The organism is Caulobacter sp. BE254 (assembly GCF_031457295.1).
Classification (GTDB): Bacteria; Pseudomonadota; Alphaproteobacteria; order Caulobacterales; family Caulobacteraceae; genus Caulobacter.
In genome coordinates this window covers 162,810-179,687 of sequence record NZ_JAVDWJ010000003.1, presented here as the reverse complement: position 1 = coordinate 179,687, position 16,878 = coordinate 162,810, and the positions used below count along the sequence as shown (strand labels likewise).

The 16,878-nt window shown below is 63.3% G+C and carries 13 protein-coding genes; 6 read left to right on the top strand and 7 right to left on the bottom strand.

The features are described from left to right. Positions 1 to 739 precede the first annotated feature (739 nt). The 4 genes from J2X41_RS07575 (at position 740) to J2X41_RS07560 (ending at position 6,649) form a co-directional block, all read left to right on the top strand. Complete coding sequence (locus J2X41_RS07575) at positions 740 to 1,561, top strand: TnsA endonuclease N-terminal domain-containing protein (protein ID WP_310080952.1); 822 nt, start codon at positions 740 to 742, stop codon at positions 1,559 to 1,561. Next, entirely contained in the window at positions 1,561 to 3,759 is a 2,199-nt protein-coding gene (locus tag J2X41_RS07570; RefSeq protein WP_310080951.1) for a transposase family protein, read from the top strand. The genes J2X41_RS07575 and J2X41_RS07570 overlap by 1 nt, the downstream gene beginning before the upstream one ends. Before the next feature lie 74 nt (positions 3,760 to 3,833). Continuing rightward, the gene (locus tag J2X41_RS07565; protein WP_310080950.1) at positions 3,834 to 4,751 is read left to right on the top strand and encodes a TniB family NTP-binding protein; all 918 of its coding nucleotides are present in this window, start codon (positions 3,834 to 3,836) and stop codon (positions 4,749 to 4,751) included. Beyond that, complete coding sequence (locus tag J2X41_RS07560; RefSeq protein ID WP_310080949.1) at positions 4,748 to 6,649, top strand: hypothetical protein; 1,902 nt, start codon at positions 4,748 to 4,750, stop codon at positions 6,647 to 6,649. Before J2X41_RS07565 ends, J2X41_RS07560 begins: the two co-directional genes overlap by 4 nt. A gap of 175 nt (positions 6,650 to 6,824) precedes the next feature. Here the strand turns inward: J2X41_RS07560 and J2X41_RS07555 are convergent, their stop codons facing one another. From J2X41_RS07555 to J2X41_RS07545, 3 genes are read right to left on the bottom strand one after another with little or no spacing between them, the layout of a single operon-like run. Continuing rightward, entirely contained in the window at positions 6,825 to 7,724 is a 900-nt protein-coding gene (locus tag J2X41_RS07555; protein WP_310081246.1) for a plasmid partitioning protein RepB C-terminal domain-containing protein, read from the bottom strand. A gap of 2 nt (positions 7,725 to 7,726) precedes the next feature. After that, on the bottom strand, positions 7,727 to 8,608 hold the full coding sequence (locus tag J2X41_RS07550; protein WP_310080948.1) for a plasmid partitioning protein RepB C-terminal domain-containing protein: 882 nt from the start codon (positions 8,606 to 8,608) through the stop codon (positions 7,727 to 7,729). Continuing rightward, complete coding sequence (locus J2X41_RS07545; RefSeq protein ID WP_310080946.1) at positions 8,535 to 10,169, bottom strand: recombinase family protein; 1,635 nt, start codon at positions 10,167 to 10,169, stop codon at positions 8,535 to 8,537. Before J2X41_RS07545 ends, J2X41_RS07550 begins: the two co-directional genes overlap by 74 nt. Positions 10,170 to 10,227: 58 nt before the next feature. Between J2X41_RS07545 and J2X41_RS07540 the strand changes: the two genes are divergently transcribed. Further along, complete coding sequence (locus tag J2X41_RS07540) at positions 10,228 to 10,635, top strand: hypothetical protein (RefSeq protein WP_310080944.1); 408 nt, start codon at positions 10,228 to 10,230, stop codon at positions 10,633 to 10,635. 114 nt (positions 10,636 to 10,749) lie between these two features. After that, entirely contained in the window at positions 10,750 to 11,010 is a 261-nt protein-coding gene (locus J2X41_RS07535; RefSeq protein ID WP_310080942.1) for a hypothetical protein, read from the top strand. Between the two features lie 948 nt (positions 11,011 to 11,958). On the opposite strand, the gene J2X41_RS07530 is transcribed toward J2X41_RS07535, so the two are convergent. From J2X41_RS07530 to J2X41_RS07515, 4 genes are read right to left on the bottom strand one after another with little or no spacing between them, the layout of a single operon-like run. Continuing rightward, complete coding sequence (locus tag J2X41_RS07530) at positions 11,959 to 12,951, bottom strand: spore coat U domain-containing protein (protein ID WP_310080941.1); 993 nt, start codon at positions 12,949 to 12,951, stop codon at positions 11,959 to 11,961. Next, positions 12,926 to 15,334, bottom strand: coding sequence for a fimbria/pilus outer membrane usher protein (locus J2X41_RS07525; RefSeq protein ID WP_310080940.1), 2,409 nt, complete (start codon positions 15,332 to 15,334; stop codon positions 12,926 to 12,928). Before J2X41_RS07525 ends, J2X41_RS07530 begins: the two co-directional genes overlap by 26 nt. Then, on the bottom strand, positions 15,312 to 16,028 hold the full coding sequence (locus J2X41_RS07520; RefSeq protein ID WP_310080939.1) for a molecular chaperone: 717 nt from the start codon (positions 16,026 to 16,028) through the stop codon (positions 15,312 to 15,314). The genes J2X41_RS07525 and J2X41_RS07520 overlap by 23 nt, the downstream gene beginning before the upstream one ends. After that, complete coding sequence (locus J2X41_RS07515) at positions 16,028 to 16,528, bottom strand: spore coat U domain-containing protein (protein ID WP_310080938.1); 501 nt, start codon at positions 16,526 to 16,528, stop codon at positions 16,028 to 16,030. Before J2X41_RS07515 ends, J2X41_RS07520 begins: the two co-directional genes overlap by 1 nt. Between the last annotated feature and the right edge of the window lie 350 nt (positions 16,529 to 16,878).

Below are 16,878 nucleotides of genomic sequence, written 5' to 3'. Positions count from 1 at the left end.
TCCGCTGCGTGTCGGAAGCCTCCGCGCATCGGCCGCCTTACGCATGACCAGTGGCGTGGCGACGGGCGCCCAGGCCATCTGGCGGCAGGTGCCCAGGTTGCTGGCGTTGTGCATACGACCACCAGCGTGATGGTCGCACCGCCTATCACCTGCGCTGCATTTACAAGAAAAGCGGCATCCACGGTTCACGCTCCCGGCTCGCATTCAGCCAGAGGCGGTTCGGGCCTTGGCGCTCAGCATCTTGTATCCCCGCGAAGTATTTCGCAAGTGTGTGTGCCTATTGGTCTGCGGCCAAGAATATACCCTATAGGGTATCAGCGGGTTGAAACGCCGACTTTCAATCGTTAGCGGGGCGGAGATATTTCTGGTTGCGAATCCAAAGATTTCGTTACTTCAATTGAAACTGGATGGAGTCGTGACGACTCATCTGCGCGCATAAGTGCGCGCCAATCCCGAAGTTTTCAATTTTGGAGGGCTTCACGATGCCGCCGGATTGATCGACACGCTTTCCTGAAACCGGAAAATGAATAAGCCCGGGCGCTTCCAACACCCAGGCTTATGCATTTGGAGAGCATTTTCTTCGTGTCGTTTAGCTCGCGACCTGAGAACTCTCCCCCGTTATTGCGATTCCGTCAAGCGCCCTGAGAGGGCGGTCGCTGTCGCATGCGGTGTCCATCGCCAAGAAAATCACTTCTGGAGATGTTCAATGGGACCTTCCAACCGAGGGCTTAGCGCCCCCATGCCCAACGCAGACCGTTGGGGCAGTCCGATAAGGCGGCCATCGGGGCTTCTTTCGATCGAAGACAGCATCAAGTCGCGGCTCGTTGATCCGAACTCTACGGGCCGCAACCTGCTCAACTGCAGCTGCCGTATAGTAATGACGCTAGATGGTCGACCGCTCCGCACGGTCATCACCGGCCGCCGCCATATCGTGACGGGAAGCTACCCGAGCCGAAAAGCGCGCAGGGCCTTTCCGCACGAGGGCATGAACGAGCTCGCGTTCTTCATGCACAGCGAAGTCGATACGACCGTCGTTGACTATCGAGCTCAGCCGTTCCGTTTCGAGTTCACGCTCGACGGCCGCCCGCGCATCTACATCGCCGACTGCGTTCGGCAATTGGATACCGGCGCGCTCGAAGTCGTCGAGGTCAAGAACGACTGGCGGGCGCTTCGTGATGCCGACTACGCGGCTAAGTTGGCGCGCGTAGGAGAAGTCTGCCGGTCCCTGGGCTGGAACTTTAGGGTCGTAACTAGGTCCGCGCTCACACAGCCGCCGATCTTCCACGCCAACGTCAAGGAGGTGCAGTCGCGGCGGACGGTTCGTCACGACGCCTCCCATATCTATCGGGCCAGCGCGCTCATCGCGCGAGAAGGTGGGGTCGCACCGCTTGGCGTCGTCGCCGACGCCCTCGGGGAGCGGCTACAGGGACGGGCGATCGTGAAGGCGTTGATGGTCGGGCGTGTGGCCGACATCGTGCTGAATCGCCGCCTCACCGACGACAGCGAAGTCCGCTTGGTTCGCGACGCGGACGCGCACCTCCAGTTTTCGGAGGTCCGCTGATGTCGATGATCTTCAAACCAGGCCAGCGGTGGACGTATGACGGCCTCGCGCTGGGCTTCGAACGTGAACTGGGCGACGATCTGCTCGTCTTCAGGATCGAGCTAACGCTCGCGCCCCTTCAATTGGAGGACAGTGAAGGGCGAAAATGGGCGCCGAGCCGCGCCTGGGCTTTGGAGGCCTTCGAAAGCGGAAGGCTCAAGCGAGTACCAGACGTCCCCAGTTCAAGGCCGAGGCGCCAGGCCGCGGCGATCGACGTCGACGCCGAATTCGTCGACCAGCGGGACAGGAAGGCGCGATTGCGAGCCTTCGTGGTCAAGTGGTTCGACGACCAGGGAGAAATGGGCCGCGGCCTAAAGGCAATCGAGCGAGCTCTTGTCCGACTCTGGCGGGAGTTGCCTGAGAAGGCTGCGCAGTTCGAGAAAATGCCCTCTGTTTGGTCGGTACGCCGTTGGCTCGACAACCGAGGAACGCCTGGTGAGCGTCCGATCAGGCAGATGATCTCGATGACGGGGCGCGTGGAAAGGCAGCGGAAATTTCCGCCCGAGACTCTCGAATTGTTGCGGCGCTTCGTCGCGGAATATTGGGCGCGCGAGAAGCTCAGCATCAGTGATGCCTATTCGCTCTTTCATCGCCTGATTAGCTACATCAACAAACGCCGGCGGAGGGGCAGGCTGGTTCTGGCCCCGCTCAGAATCCCCAGCTTCGAGACCTTCCGGCTGGACGTGCGGTTACATGAGCACTTCGAGACCTATGCGGCCAAGTATGGCCCCCTCAAAGCAAAGGCCCGCTTTAAGGCACACGGCGCGGGCTTGACGTCCACGCGGGCCCTCCAACTGGGGTGCATGGATCACAACCTTCTAGACGCGGTCGTCTGTCTGGACACCGATTGGATGATCCCGATCGGGCGGCCATGGGTCACTGTGCTTATCGATGTGCGAACGCGCTGCATCGTGGGTTTCGTCATCAGCTTCGAACCGCCGTCCCTCTATTCGGTCACCGAGTGCATAAAGAGGGCAAACCGACCAAAACTACATCTCAGGCAGCGCGAACCTCGGTTCAAAATACTGGCGGAGATATTCGGCCGTTTCGACGAAATCGTCGTCGACAACGGCTGGGAATTTGCGGGCAACTCCCTCGAAGACGTTATGAATGATGCGGGGACTGCCATCCGCTGGGCCCCCGTGCGGTCGCCCACCTATAAGGCGGTCGTCGAGCGGTTCTTCAGGACACTGAATAACCTGTTGGCCCACAAGGTGACGGGTGCCGTCTACAAGCCCGAAATCCTGCGGGAGATGGGATACGACCCCTACAAGGACGCGGTTCTCACCTTGAGTGAAATCGAAGATCTCATGTGGGAGGCCATCTGTTACTACCATAAGTGCGAGCATCGCGGGATCGGGATGGCTCCCGCCGATCTTTGGCAACGCGACGTCCTCGCCAACGGCATCGACGTCATCGGCGACGACAGTCTGCTCGATAAAATCGCCGGCAAAACCGAGTACCCATGCAAGGTCACGCGGGGTGGTGTTCGGCTCTTTGGGCTGCAGTATCACGACCAAGGCGCCGTCGCCGGGTTGCTCGATGACCTGATCGGCATTGAACCGGTCCGGCAGCAGCAGCGCGGCTCAAGAGCAGCGACGGCCACAGTTAAAGTCCACTACAACCCTGCCAATATATCGGAAATCCATGTCTGGAACCGGCGGCGGAAGGTTTACGTCACGCTACCCTGCGTCGATGTAGACTACGTCGCGGGGATGTCGCTTTGGCACCATAGGCAGGTTCAGGCCTGGGCCAAAGATCGCAGTCTGGAATTCATTACGGAAGCCGATCGTCTGGCTGCGCGCGCGCGGCTGGTTGATCGTACCCAGAGTGCTGTCCCCGGCGCCAAAATCCGAGACCGTCGGGCTAAGGCCAGATTGCTATCGCCGCCGACCATCCACCCGGTCAGTGGCGACAGGGTCTCCATCGCCTACGCGCCGCCACGGCATGACGGGCTGGCCCCGATCATCGACCATGAACCCTTGGCTTCAAGCCGCAATGATGGCGGCCTTCCGTCATCACGCCCCGCCAAGGGGGGGCGCAAACGCGCAGTCCAGCAGCGCAAGCCCGCACCAGCCAAGGCCACTCCCGCCAAGGCCCCCGCGCGCCGCAAGCCACCGCGCACCGGCTGGCAGGATCCTTGGGACGCGTTCGAGTGAGCCGGCCTTCGGGCGCTTAACAAACATCAACGCGGCCGGGCGCGTGCCCGGCCGCCCCAATCTGGAAAATTCTCATGACTCCCTCTGAATTCAACTCAGAAGCGGCCCGCTTTGTCGCGATCTATGATCAAATCTACATTCCCTACACCAAGCACATCGAATTCCACGCGCGGTGCGATTTTCTCCAGAAGCTCGGGCAATACTCCAAGGGTAGTCCCCAAAAGGGGTTCCGCGTCTTGGCTCCCAGCGGCTCTGGCAAGACTTCCGCCGCCCAGGCCTACATCCGATTGGCGGAGAAACGAACTCCGAGAACGGCCGACTTTATTCCCGTTCTCTATGTTGCGCTCGACGCGAACATGACCAGCAAGAAGCTGATGATCGCGATCCTTGAGCAGTATGGGGATGGGTTTGCGACCCATGGAACCGAACAACTGCTGATTATGCGAACTCGCGAATACATAAAACGGTTCGGGACGCAGCTCCTAATCATCGACGAGGTACAACATCTCAATTCGCGCGTCCGCGGCCGGAGCGACGTCACCGACAGCTTGAAGCGTTTGCTCGATGGGGGCGTCGTCCCTGTTGTCTTCCTCGGCACGGAGGAAGCCACGGACATGTTCCAGCGCAACCTCCAGCTCAACGGGCGCCTGCTTGAGCCTTGCGATTTCGATCCGCTTCAAGCCGACGATCCCGGAGATCAAGCGCTGCTGGCGGGCTATGTCGAGCGCTTGGATCGAGCAATGGTCGATGTTGGCGTGGTGCGACATCCCGCAAATTTCCACGTTGATGCCTGGGTGCTTGGCGGCCTCCACGCAGTCAGCAACGGCGTCGTTGGTCGCGTCTCCCGCCTATTCCATTCGGCGCTGGAAATGAGCCTCAGGCGAGATGGCGATCGCCTTGAGGTCGAAGATCTCGCCGAGGCTGTCGACCGCTGGGCGATTCCGCAGGCCTTCATCAAATTTAACCCCTTTCACGGGGAGCGCGGCCAATGACTCCGTTTTCAACCGCGGTGCGGCCCCACGGCGTGGAGGGCAGCGTCCTCTTTCCACTTCAACCGATCGTAGGCGAGAGTTTGCCGGGCTATGTCCTGCGCGTGTGCGCCTGGAATTACTTGTCCTCACCACAGCTTATCCTTCGCGAGGCCGGCCTGGACGGCTTTGGCGAGCTGCACCGATACATCGAGCCACGGCTAGGCGGTCTGTCAAAATGCCTTGGCGTGGATGAACAGGCTCTTCGACCCCTGACCTTTCCTCGCCCCGCACACAACTCGCCCTTGAAGTTGGTGAACGGCGTGCCGGTGGCGGAGCGATCAATCATCCACCAAAGACGGCGCGTGTCACCAACGGCCCTTTCGATTTCCGGTCATCACCGTGTGGTCTGGATGGTTCGGCCGTTTGGATATTGCGCCGAAACCTGGGACGTTCTGATCGGCCAATGTCCGGATGAGGAGTGTGGCCAGGGCCTTGGTTGGAATGGCCATGCTGGCGTAGATCGCTGCGAACACTGCAACTTCGATCTGAAGACGGCTCAGGTCGAAAAGGTGCCCGTCGAACTGCGCGACGGGCTCGCGTTCTTGTCCGGGTTACTCGATGCTGATCCGCTTCAGCGCGAGGCGGCTATCGGACGAGTTCCGCGGCAACTCGGCCAGCTTGATCCCTGGGCGGTTGTCGAGTTGGCCATGATTTTCGGCCGGGCCGCGACGGATCCGATCGGGAACGACGCGCTTCCCGACGAACTTACCCTGCGTTCCATCACTAGCCTCGCTACCGGAGCTAGGATCCTGCTCGACTATCCAAGCTCCATGGACGCCATCTGGAGGGGCGATCGAGACGCCAACGCTACGGCGCCTGCGTTTTTCAGCCGTATCAGAAAGATGGTCGCTACCTACGCCCGTCAAAGCACCCTGAGATTGGCGAAGACGATCGTCGCTTTCCACGCCGGCGAGAAGCGCGGCGTGGAGCGCCTCAAGCAGGTCCGCCAGGCTTCGCAGTTTCTGAGTGTCGCGGAAGCCGCCCGAAGAGCCCGCATCGACAATGGGGCCATTTTGAAATTGGTGAAAACTGGCGCGCTAACGCCGCATTCCAGGCGTGGGAAGGAGAGAACCCACGCCTGGTTTGCGCCGGCCGATATCGACGCCCTTGTCGCCGAGCTTTCCAGTCGCACTTCGGCGCATGAGTTCTGCAAGGGGCATGCATTTCCCGTCTATGCCGCCGAGCAGGTCGTCGCCTACGGGCTGGTCCGACCTAACCGGTCGCCGGCGGTCCGCTCGCTCCACGAGGGGCTTCAGCTCGACCGTGAGGATGTGTTGGCCCTGACGGAAAACCTTGGTCGCGTGATCGTACGGCACGCACCAGGCGAGCCAGGGCGCGTGGCGCTGGAGCATGCCTTCACCGCGCTGGGCGAGCAGGAAAAGCCCTGGGCGCCTATTCTGAAATCCGCACTTGCCGGCGCACTGCCAGGCGGGTTGGGGAGCGACGATGCGGCCGGCGTAGGGTTACGGTCACTAACGCTCTCAGACGAAGCCTTTCATCTGCTGATCTCAGCCGATGGCGAACGGTTTCGGGTGGACCCGTCGATTTACGGGGACATGCCCCGAGCCGACCTCAAGCGTGTCGACGCCCAGAACTATCTCAACGCCCTACCAAACGACGTGTCGTGGCTGATCGAAAACCGAGAACTGTTCGTTGTCGAAGGCGTGGGCGTCCGTGTCCGGCGCGCCGAGGTCGTTCGACTGGCGTCCAAGTATATCAGCGCGCAGGAGATCGGCGCTCGTTACGGCATCAAGCCCAACAGCGTCAGGTATCTCCTCGAAAAGCTCGAAATCGAGCGCCAGGAGGGCTGTCCGTTCTGGCTCCGCGCTGAAGTCGAGGAGGTCCTAGAGTGGACGTAGGTTAGGGCCGGCGCGGTTCACGCGCCGGCCTCGACCAACCTTATGGCGGCGGGCCTGGCGGGCTCCGAACGGGTTCGCCGCCATTCCCGCCGCCATCCTTGATCCGCCCCACACGGCGGCTTCTCCGATGGTCCCGGCGCTTATGGGTCCCGGTCCCCTTGCATGTTCTCGGGCGCTACGCCGCGATGGCCGGCGCTTGATCTAGCGACGTGGCCGCAACGATCGATCGCATGTTCTCCAAAATCTCGGCGTGGTGCCCCGCGAGGAACCGCTCGATCTCGGAACGAGAAAGCAGCCGCTCCAAGAACCCGGCCGCGATGACCAGCAGGAGCATGTCGTCCCCGTAGGAGGCTTCGAGTTCCTTGTAGTCGTGGCTGACGGAGGCCATTTCGCGCTCTAGCCGCGCCATCTGCTCCGATGTCAAGCCGGTCGCCTTCTTCAATTCCTCTGGGTGGTGAAGGTCGACCGGTTTGGTCGTGGCCAGCAGGGCCTTGGCGTAGTTGGCGCTGTAGTTGTTGGCCGACACCATCAACTCGGCCACTTCAAGCTGTCTGATGGCCTTCATTTTTCGAAGTTTCTGGAAGGCATGGATCCCCACGGGTTTGTCCTTGAGGACCTCGGCGACGTCGGCGCTGATGCCGTTGAGCAAATGCCGGCGGGCGCGGATGGCGCCCACATCGACGTTGAGCGCGCGGGCCAACTTTTCTTCCGACACGCCGCGGTCGAGCGCGCGGACGATCATATAGTGCTCCTGGATGGTGGCCAGGCGGTTGACGCGTTTGTTGTAGGTCAGGCCCTCATCATCGTCGGCGACCAAGCATCGCGCCTCGGCGGAGCCCTGTTCGCGCAAGGCGCAAAAGCGGACATGTCCATCCAGCAGCATGTAGGGGCCGCCGGCCGCAGGCCGATAGACCATCAAGGGTTCGACCAAACCGAGCTGGGCCACCGAATTGGCGATCCGCTTATATTTTGCGGAATCCTTCACCGCGGCCGGGAGCATTTTCGACGGCAGAATGTCGTTGAGAGCCAAAATGCGCACCTGCCGCTCGAAGGCGATTTTGACTCCATCGACCATGGTCAAATCCGATCCTGGCCTATCCGGGCGGCCAATGCTGACGGCACCGTGTGAAAGCCCTCCGCCCGCATCAGCGCCACGAAGTGTTCGTCGGCCAGGAGCATCTTCAGCGCGTTCGACACAAACATCAGGCGGCTGCGAGTGAGCGAGGCGCGCTTGACGAGCTGCTGCTGACGTTCGGTTTCGCGTTGATAGGCTCGGATGAGGGATTCTGAGGTGACCGTCCCCCGGCCTCGTCCCTTGCCCCCTCGATCGCGCAGGCCTTTGCCGCTGCTGTTGCGCTGGTCGATGATCTGGCGAATGGCCAGGACCTGGTTTCCCGGAATGGCCTTCTCTTCATAGGCCTTGGCCAGGGCTTGCTGGACCTCGCCATCCTTGGCCTTGGCGATCTCCATGGCCACGGTGTGAGGGATGATCCCGCGCTCGACGGCCGCGATCAGCTTCTCTTCGCCGTTCTCCAGCAGGTACGAGATCGCGTAGACATACTCGGGGCTGAAATCGACCTTGGCGGCGATTTCCTGGTAGCTGTAGCCGCGCTCGCGCAACGATCCGATCGCTCGCACCAGCTCTAATGGCGTGTGCTGTCGCCGTGCCAGGTTCTCCACCAAGCTCATGACGAAACAGTCGTCTTCGCTGGCGTCGATGATGATGGCGGGGATTTCGGGCTGGCCAAGTGCGATGAAGGCTTCGAGCCGGCCCTGGCCGCAGACCAAATCATAGCGCGACTTGCTCGATCTGGGGCTCACGGTGATCGGCTTCTTCAGACCAAGATGGGCGATGCTGGTCACCAGCTCCTGGAAGATGCGCTTGTTACGGACCCGCGGATTGAGGACGGTGATCGCCTCCACCGGGATCATCCTGACTTCCGGCGCGACCTGGGTCATGCGGCACGCACGCCGTGCGGCGCGTGAGGTCGAGGAAGGTTTCGAGGTTGTCGAAGCGATAGGCGTCGAGCCGGACGCCGTTCTCGGGCGCCAGTCTGACATTGGGCGCGGCGCCCATGTCGATCCAGGGCAGCAAGTAATAATCGCGGAGGGTCTCATTGTCGGCGCACATGCGCGCGGCGATGGTGATGTCAGGTCGTAGGCCTTGGTCGAGCCGGATCTTCCAACGAAGCCCTCCGGCTGGCGTTTGATGGCATCGAGCCACAACGACGGAGGCCGTGAACTCGTGATTGACGTGCAGGAGGTCGGTGGCCTCGTCGCGCTCGATAATTGCCCCGGCGCCCCGGACCTCGCCGACGATCTGAGAAACGATGTCGGGATGGAGCGCGCGCAGTGCGCGATTGGTCTCGATGTAGCGATAGTCTCGTGCCGGCGAGTAGCCCACCATCTGGTAGGCGCGCACCAGGCTGCCAAACCGGCTCCGAAACGCTGAACTGGAAGGCATGTCTTCGAACTCGTCGATGACCAGGCCTGATAGCCAGCCCTTCTGCGCGAGAAGGCTGGATAGGCGTTCGAGCATCTCCTCGTCGGTATAACGACGGCAACGGTCCTGGATGATGCGCTGGGCGGCTTCAAAGAAGTCGGGCTCGACGATGGCCTCGAAGACGCCGTTGGCCCGCACCCACGCCTCGGGATCATTGGTCACGCGCTTGGCCTTCAGCTTGAAGGACACCCGATTATAGACGTTGTTGCCGATGTACTTTTCGTTGGTCAGGAGCTGGTGGACCACGCCGCGCGTCCACGGGCGCCCAAGGTCGGTCAGCACGCCCTCGGCGTTCAAGAGGTTGGCGATGTCGCGCTCGGTGCGCCGCTGCACGACGAACATTCGATAGACCCGCCGGACGATCTCAACCTCTTCTGGCGGGCCCGGGCGCAGCACGACACGATCGGTCTGCAGGCTCTTATGTTCTCCCCGGCGCAGCTCCGCCTTCGGTGTCAGGTGCTCGTCTACCAGCTGCCGCCGCAGTCCGAACCCGGCCGGCCCGCCTTGCCGAAAGCCCAGGGTGATGAGGCGGCATTGGCCGGCGAAGACCTTCACCGACAGCTCGCGGCTGTACTCGCCGGCCATCGCCCGTTTGACGCTCTTTATGATGGTGGCGCCGATGCTGCCGTCGTTCTCGAATTGCTCGGCGCAGTAGTGGACGGTCATTCCCGCCATGCTGCACAGGAACTCGTAATGGGCGGGCTCGTCGGTGTTCTGGAAGCGGCCCCAGCGGCTCACGTCGTAGACCAGGATCTCCGTGAAGTCGGCCGTGCCTGAGTTGATGTCATGGAACAGGCGCTGCATCGCACCGCGACCGCTCAGGACCACGCCGCTCTTTCCGTCGTCAGCATAGGTGCGGACAATTTCAAATCCACGCTTCGCGGCATAGCTTGCGATGACGTCGGCCTGGTTTTCGGTCGAGTATTTTTGATGCTCGGTCGACATGCGCACGTATTGCGCCGCGCGGATACTTTTCCGCACAGAACCGACACCTGCATTGGGAACCGCTGTGTTCATCGCACGCGCCAATTGCCTCTGGCTCGCAGCCAGGAAGTCTCGTCTGAGGCGAGGTTAGGTGAAGGATCGCGGAATGTCTTTTCATAAAAAGGACCGAAATTTTCAGTCCAAAAAAGGAAAATCTTTTCACGTCGAGAGCGGGCATGATGCCCGATCGTTCGCCCCGGCGATCGCTACGGCCATGCTTTCCCAGTGGGGCGAGACGCCGTCGGCGCGCAAGGAAGTAGGGCGGGTCACACGGGCCAACGAGCGCACGGTCCGCAATTGGTTTGAGGGTAAGAACGGGCCAAGTGGCGAGAACCTGGTGGCGCTGATACGCCATTCGGACGCCGTGCTCGCCGCGGTCCTGGAATTATCGGGCCGCCGGGATCTCGTTCCGGCGTCCAGCTTCCTGGGCCTCAGGCAATCGTTGGAGCGCGTGCTGACCGCTCTGGACGAGCTCGGCGACGGATCGAGGCTCGCCTAACGGGTCGGCTGATGCCTGCCACTGAGCTACATTCTCTAAGTCACTATTGTGCGCGTCTGCCGCTGGCGAATTTTTGGCGAGTTCGACTTTCTCAAGCGCTCTAAGGCGAAGGCCATGACGGCGCCAGCCACGATGTACCTTGGTTGGCACCTCGGCTTTCACTGTATTTATATAAAAGACCGGTTCGTCGTGATGCTCGCCGTAACCATGCCTGCCGCCCACAAGAAGGCCGCTTCCTGTCGATGGAAAATAGTCCTGCGACCAGAACGCATCGGTGACACCAGTTTCAAACCAGGTGATGTAACCTTTGGTGCCGTTCCGAGCCGTTTGGCGGATGGATGTCACAATGCCAAGCCGCTCATCAGAATATTCTGAGGCGACCTGCCGGAGTTTCTCCCATCGCTGCCAGTGTCCAGCGTCTCCTGCCCTGGCCCGTTCGGTGAAAAACCGTAGAAATCTGAAAAACACGTCCCTCTCCAGCGCCCCTGCAACTTGAAGGGAGAACTGTTAGGTGGGGAGTATTTCCAGAGGTTGAATCCGCTCGCACATGCGCGTGGCCTGCGCGCGTTTCGCGCCAAGTAGCAGCCTTAACTTGCGAGCATGCCATAAAGTAGCAGCCTTAATTGGTGAGATGATATTTGTGAAATGTGCTATTTCTCAATGTATTCATTTATTTAAGCCTAGCAGTTCTAAATTGCGCGCACAGCGGTTGTCGAGTGTCGTTGCAACTTAACGCGTACCCATTTGCAACTTAAGACCGTCAATAATGCGAGGCGGTCGCAGATGGCTAGGCTGGTGGCCGTCATAACTCCAAGTCGCGATTCAAATTTTGGCGTACCCTTGGCTCGGGGCGCGTCCGTTGAAGGGACGTGCTGGCTATAGCCCGGCTCAACTAACGTGGACGCTATGAATGTCCTCTTCGGACTTGGGAAGGTGCAGCCGGAAAGCACGTAGGAAATTGCTAAAGACCGGAATGCCGGTCAGGAATAGATTTGAGTTGTGATCGACGCGGAGGTGATGGTGGCAGGTAGTCAACGGCGCCAAATAGGGACGGCGTTAGGTTGGAAATGCGTCTCCAGGGACGGTGTTAAGTTGTATGGCCTAAGTTGCCTGGAAGGGCCGATTGAGTGATATCAATCGCTTGGCGGGGCGGCTCAAGAATGCTGCGACACTTAGTCGGTCGCGCCTTTCGCGCACCGACATGCAACTTAAGACCGTCAATAATGCGAGGCGGTCGCAGGGGGCTATCACCGCCAGGGCAGGCGCGATTCGGGCGCACCGCCGCAAGGTCGTTCGCTCAAACCGTTCCTGGAGGCCGTCTCGTCAGTAGGTGACGGTGGCGACGACCGTGTCGGCATAGGCGCCGGGGGAAGGCGTCGTCTGGGCCGGCGCGCGGCCATAGACGGTGAAGGGTTGGGATCCGCCCGTGCCGCTGCCGCTCCACACGAAGCCCGCCCCCTGGGCGAGGTCGCCCCATGGCTGATCGCGGGCGGCGTTCTTGTAGAGGCCGTAGGTCACGGTCTCCGACCCCTTCTTCATCTTGCGCTGGGTAGGGCCGGTTCCGGTCAGGCCGTTGTTCAGGCCGACACTATAGGGGGAGCCGGACGTGCAGGTGACGCCCAACGACCCTTGGGCGTCCTTGGCCGCGCTGAGCACGCCCGAGGTTCCGAAATCCACGTTGCCGGCGGTGACCTGGCAGTCGGGGACCAGGGTCGCGCTGAAGGTGAACAGGGCCGGCGTCACGGTCGAGCCCACCGTTATGCCCGCGCAGCTCACCAGGTTCAGGCCCCAAAGGAAGGTCTCGCCCACGAAGGCGCTGGAATAGGTCCCGGGCGCGGTGGTCGACTGGACCCAGATGCGTCCATAGAGCGTGCGCGAGACGTTGATCGTGCCGCCGAGCCCCGGGGTGGCGGTGATGGTCGGGGGCGTGCCGAACACCGGCTGCACGGTCGATCCCCAGGGCTGGGCGCGGCCGCTGTCCTGATAGATCTGGAACGGCAGGGTGACGCCGGGCGACAGTTTCAGCAGTCGCCCGCCCGAACCGTCGCCGCCCCCGGAACCGCCGTCCAGGTTCGGGCAAAGCGTGACCGGGACAGCGGGGGTCAGGCCTGAACAGCTGAAGTTCAGGGTGGCGGTGGTGTCGACCGTTCCGGCGGTGAGGGGGCTGATGCTCGTGCCGAAGGCGCCGTTGCCGACGCTCACGCTGCAACTGGCGGCCCGGGCCGACGTGGGAACGGCCAGCCAGCCGGACGCGCCGATCCCCAGGCCGAGGACCAGCAGGATCAGAACCCTAGCGACAGAGCGCTTCCACGACACCGGGACCTCCCTTCGGACCGGGAGAAAAGGCGAAACGGGCGGCGCAGGTGACGCCGTCCTCGAGATAGACCGTCAGGTCATTGGTGGTGCGAAGGTCGGTCAGGAAGACCTGGCCGTCATAGCCGACGATGATCCGCTCGCTCGCGCCGGCTCGGACCGCCTCGCCGCCGGCCGGAACATAGCCGCCGTCGGCCAGGCGCAGGGTCACCAGGGCGGAGGGGGGGCTCTTGGCCACGCCGAAGCGGACCAGAACGCCGCCGCCATCGATCGGCACGACCAGCATTTCGGTATCGGCGGCTTCCAGATCCAGGGCCAGCATCCGCGGGTCGATGGCGATCTTGTTGTCGTCGAAGGCCGAGAGGTTACGCACCACTAGCCGGCCGTCGCGGCCGCTCTGGCCGATCTTCTGGTTCTGGAACAGCACCGGCACGCCCGGCGCGCCGACATCGACCATGGCGAACGACCCGTCCAGGCGGTTGGCGAGGGCGGGGGCTCCGCCTAGCCAGGCTATGGCGCCGTCGATCTGGACCTGGGCCCGCGTGGCGCCGTCGATGTTCTGGGCCGCGCCCGCCACGCGGAACGTGCGACCGCGATAGGCGCCCTGGGCCTCGACCCGGGAATGCGCGCCCTGCTCCATCCGCAGGCGCCAGGCGCTGGAGCCCTGGCTCTGGTTCTCGGCCTTGCTGGCCTCGACGAAGCCGGCGGTGTCGCCCCCCTGGGTCTCGGCCCCGATCGTCGCCGAGGTCGCCCCGCCCAGCGGGATGGCCAGGCCGAAGAAGGTTCCGGTGTCACGGCGTTCGCCGCGCGAGGCGTAGCCCGAGGCGTAGAGGGTCAGGCCGCGACCCAGGGTCTTGCGCAGAGAGCCGGTCCAGACGGCGCGGGTCATGCCGGTCTGGGTCTCCTGATCCGAATAGCTCAGGCTGAATGTCGCCGGATCGCCACCGCGCCGATGGGGCGTCAGGTCGATGGGCGCGGAGAAGGTGACCTGGTTGATCTCACGCGGCGGCGTGTCGGCGTCCCCCCAGGCGTCGCGCCAGGACCTGATCGCGGTGGCGGAGGCCAGGTCGCGATAACCCGACGTCGCTCGCATCGCCATGGCCGAGACGTAGAGGCCCGCGAACCGGCTGTCGAAGACGACCGAGGTCAGGGCGCCCTGGCGATCCTTCCCCCGGCTGGCCGAGGTCGAGACGCCGGCCACGCCGAGACCGCCCATCTGCACGGCGAGGCCCGCGCCCAGATTGGCCAGGCCCGCGCCGCCCTCGGCGTGGCCCTCCAGCGTCAGGCTGTCCAGCAGGCCGTAGCGCACGCTGCCGGTGGCCAGCAGCGGGGTGGCATAGGCGTTGGAGCGCAGGCCGAAATAGCGGCGGGCGAACCCCGCCTCGGCGGCGTAGTCCACGAAGCCCCGGCGCAGCAGCAACGGCGTGGTGAAGAATGGCGCGGTCACCGTGGTCTGGCGTCCCGCCGCGTCGCGCAGCACCAGGCGCGCCTCGCTGAAGCCCCGGGTCGGCGGCAGGCCGTCGATCTCGATCGGTCCGGCCCCGACCCGGCGCGACAACACCGGGACATCATTGACATAGAGGTCGAGGATCGAGGGCGCGGCGGCGCTGGCCGACAGGCGCGGCGAGGGCATGGTGATCAGGTCGGGACGGGTGGAAAAGTCGCGCCGGACCTGCAGTCCGGCCATGCGGATGGGACGGGTCCAGGAAAAACCCGCATTGATGAAGTCGCCGGCCCGGATATCGAGAGCGTGGCGGGGGGAGTACCAGTTCCAGACGGTGTCGAGGCGGACCAGGTCGCTGTGACCCGAGACACGGACTCCCGAGAAGGCGGAGGCGACGGCGCCGAAGCGGCCGAAGATCCTGGCGTCCAGCGCGACGCCCAGCGAGCCCAACTCCGCCGCGCCGCCGGCCTCGCCCTGTCCGCCGTCGGCCGAGACCGCGTAGTTCAACACCACGCCGAAGTCTTGGCGGGCGTTCAGGCCGTCCAGCCCCGGCGGCCCGAGGTCAAAGCGCTGGGCCCGCAGCGCATCGACCGCGGCTTCGACCAGCAGCCGCTGGCCGTCCTCGTCGTACATGGCGTGAAGGCCCGGCAAGGCCGACAGGTCGACGGGGCCAGAACGCCCCTGGGGTGGGGAGGGCGGCGACAGGCCGACGGCTCGCATCTCGTCGGCGCTCATCGACAACCGACCGTCGGCGTCGCGGGTGACGGCCGCCACCAGGCCGGTGCCGCGTCCGTTGATCCAGACCTCCAGCTGTAGATCCTGGGCGATCGCCATCGGAGCCGAGCGCGAGGGTGGTGGAACCTCTTGGGCGAGGGCGGAAGATCGGGGGGCGGCGGCGGCCATGATCAACACCGCCGCCTCAATCGCCAGGGAGCGGCGCATCGATCGGACCCGCGTCCGTGTCGGCGGTGAGGCGCAGGCCCGGCGCGGCCTGGAAGGCGCCGGTGGGCCAGGTCATCTTCGAACCGGGCAGGGCGTAGCCGACCAAGCCCTTGCGTTCGGCCAGCACGCCGCCGGCCGCGTCGCGGATGCGCAGGTTCGCGATCCGCAGATGCCTGCCGCCCGTATTGCTGGCCAGCAGGGCCGGGCCGCCTTCGGACTGGATCAGGCGCCATTCGACCTTGGCGCGCTCGCCGGACGCGGCGAAGAACAACGGAATGGAGTGGCGCATCAGCAGGGTGATCGACCGACCGCCTTCGCCCAGCGGCGGCGGCAGTTCATCGACGATCAGGCGATAGGCTTCCTGCCGTTCGGGTAGTTTGGTGTCCAGCCGGACGACACGCACGGTGCGCGCCGCGCCGGGCGCCAACTTGGCGATGGGCGGACTGACGACCACGCCGGTGGCGGGCTCCAGCACGTCCTTGCCGTCTCGCTGGCTCCAGCGAAACACCCGCACCTGCACGTTCAGCAGCGCGGAGTCGTCGTTGAACAGGTTGAGCGTGGCGGCGTTCTGGCCGGGGGGCAGGTCCAGGCCGACCGGGCTGACGCGCAGGGTGGAGGCGTGGGCCGCATGGGGGAGCAGGGCCGAGGCGAGCGTCGCGGCCAGCAGGATGGCGAGGGCGACCCCGCCACGCATCAGTAGGTGATCGTCACCGACACGAGGTCGCTGTATGCGCCCATGGCGGGGGTGGATTGGGCGCCGACGCGACCATAGGCGGTGTAGGTCTGCACGGCCCCGTTGCCGGTGGCGGCCTCGGTGTCGACGTTCTGGGTGACGCCCCAGATCTGGGACCGGCTGGCGTCGCGATAGAGCGTGTAGGTTACGGTGTCGTTGGCGGCGCTGGTCATCTTGCGGCTGCCGACCGTGGCGCCCGAGCCCGCGCCCGCGCTCAACGCCACCGTATAGGGCGTGGAGTTGGTGCACTGGACGCCGATCGCGTTGGTGGTGTCGATGTTGCTATCGATAACACCGTGCAAGCCGAAATCCACGTTCGAGGCCGACTGAACCTTGCATTCGCCTTGAATTGTCAAATTGACTTGAAATGAACCGGTGGCCGTAGCGGCGTTGGCGGCCGAGAAAATATTCAAGCCAGCAAGAGCTGTGAGAGCGAAAACTGATAGGTATACCGTTTTCATAACCGATCCACCATTTTTACCACGCGGAATACGCGAAGGTTACATTCAATGGGTGTGCCTCCACCCTTACCAAGTGATTAACGGTGTCCGGGGCTGCGGTGCGACGCCTCGCCGCACGGTTGAGGCTAATCGTGTGTGTTCACCTTCTGGTTTGCGCCAGGGCGAGGGCAGGGGGTCGGTGAGCTGACGTCTACGGAACGTTGTTGTGGAGGGGAAAATGCCAGGATCTCGGCGCGCGATCCTGAGGGATGGGACGGGGATCGAAAGACGGCGAAAACTCGGGCCTTGCTCCGGGGCCAGGGTGTTATGTCGCGGCCCTTCGCGCATCTGTGCAGCCTAAGCCCCGCCCC

Excerpts from the sequence above, each read along its gene's own strand:
- J2X41_RS07520 (WP_310080939.1), bottom strand. The coding sequence starts at position 16,028 with ATGCGTGGCGGGGTCGCCCTCGCCATCCTGCTGGCCGCGACGCTCGCC.
- J2X41_RS07515 (WP_310080938.1), bottom strand. The coding sequence starts at position 16,528 with ATGAAAACGGTATACCTATCAGTTTTCGCTCTCACAGCTCTTGCTGGC.
- J2X41_RS07570 (WP_310080951.1), top strand. The coding sequence starts at position 1,561 with ATGTCGATGATCTTCAAACCAGGCCAGCGGTGGACGTATGACGGCCTC.
- J2X41_RS07565 (WP_310080950.1), top strand. The coding sequence starts at position 3,834 with ATGACTCCCTCTGAATTCAACTCAGAAGCGGCCCGCTTTGTCGCGATC.
- J2X41_RS07525 (WP_310080940.1), bottom strand. The coding sequence starts at position 15,334 with ATGCGCCGCTCCCTGGCGATTGAGGCGGCGGTGTTGATCATGGCCGCC.
- J2X41_RS07575 (WP_310080952.1), top strand. The coding sequence starts at position 740 with ATGCCCAACGCAGACCGTTGGGGCAGTCCGATAAGGCGGCCATCGGGG.
- J2X41_RS07550 (WP_310080948.1), bottom strand. The coding sequence starts at position 8,608 with ATGACCCAGGTCGCGCCGGAAGTCAGGATGATCCCGGTGGAGGCGATC.
- J2X41_RS07535 (WP_310080942.1), top strand. The coding sequence starts at position 10,750 with ATGACGGCGCCAGCCACGATGTACCTTGGTTGGCACCTCGGCTTTCAC.
- J2X41_RS07545 (WP_310080946.1), bottom strand. The coding sequence starts at position 10,169 with ATGAACACAGCGGTTCCCAATGCAGGTGTCGGTTCTGTGCGGAAAAGT.
- J2X41_RS07555 (WP_310081246.1), bottom strand. The coding sequence starts at position 7,724 with ATGGTCGATGGAGTCAAAATCGCCTTCGAGCGGCAGGTGCGCATTTTG.
- J2X41_RS07560 (WP_310080949.1), top strand. The coding sequence starts at position 4,748 with ATGACTCCGTTTTCAACCGCGGTGCGGCCCCACGGCGTGGAGGGCAGC.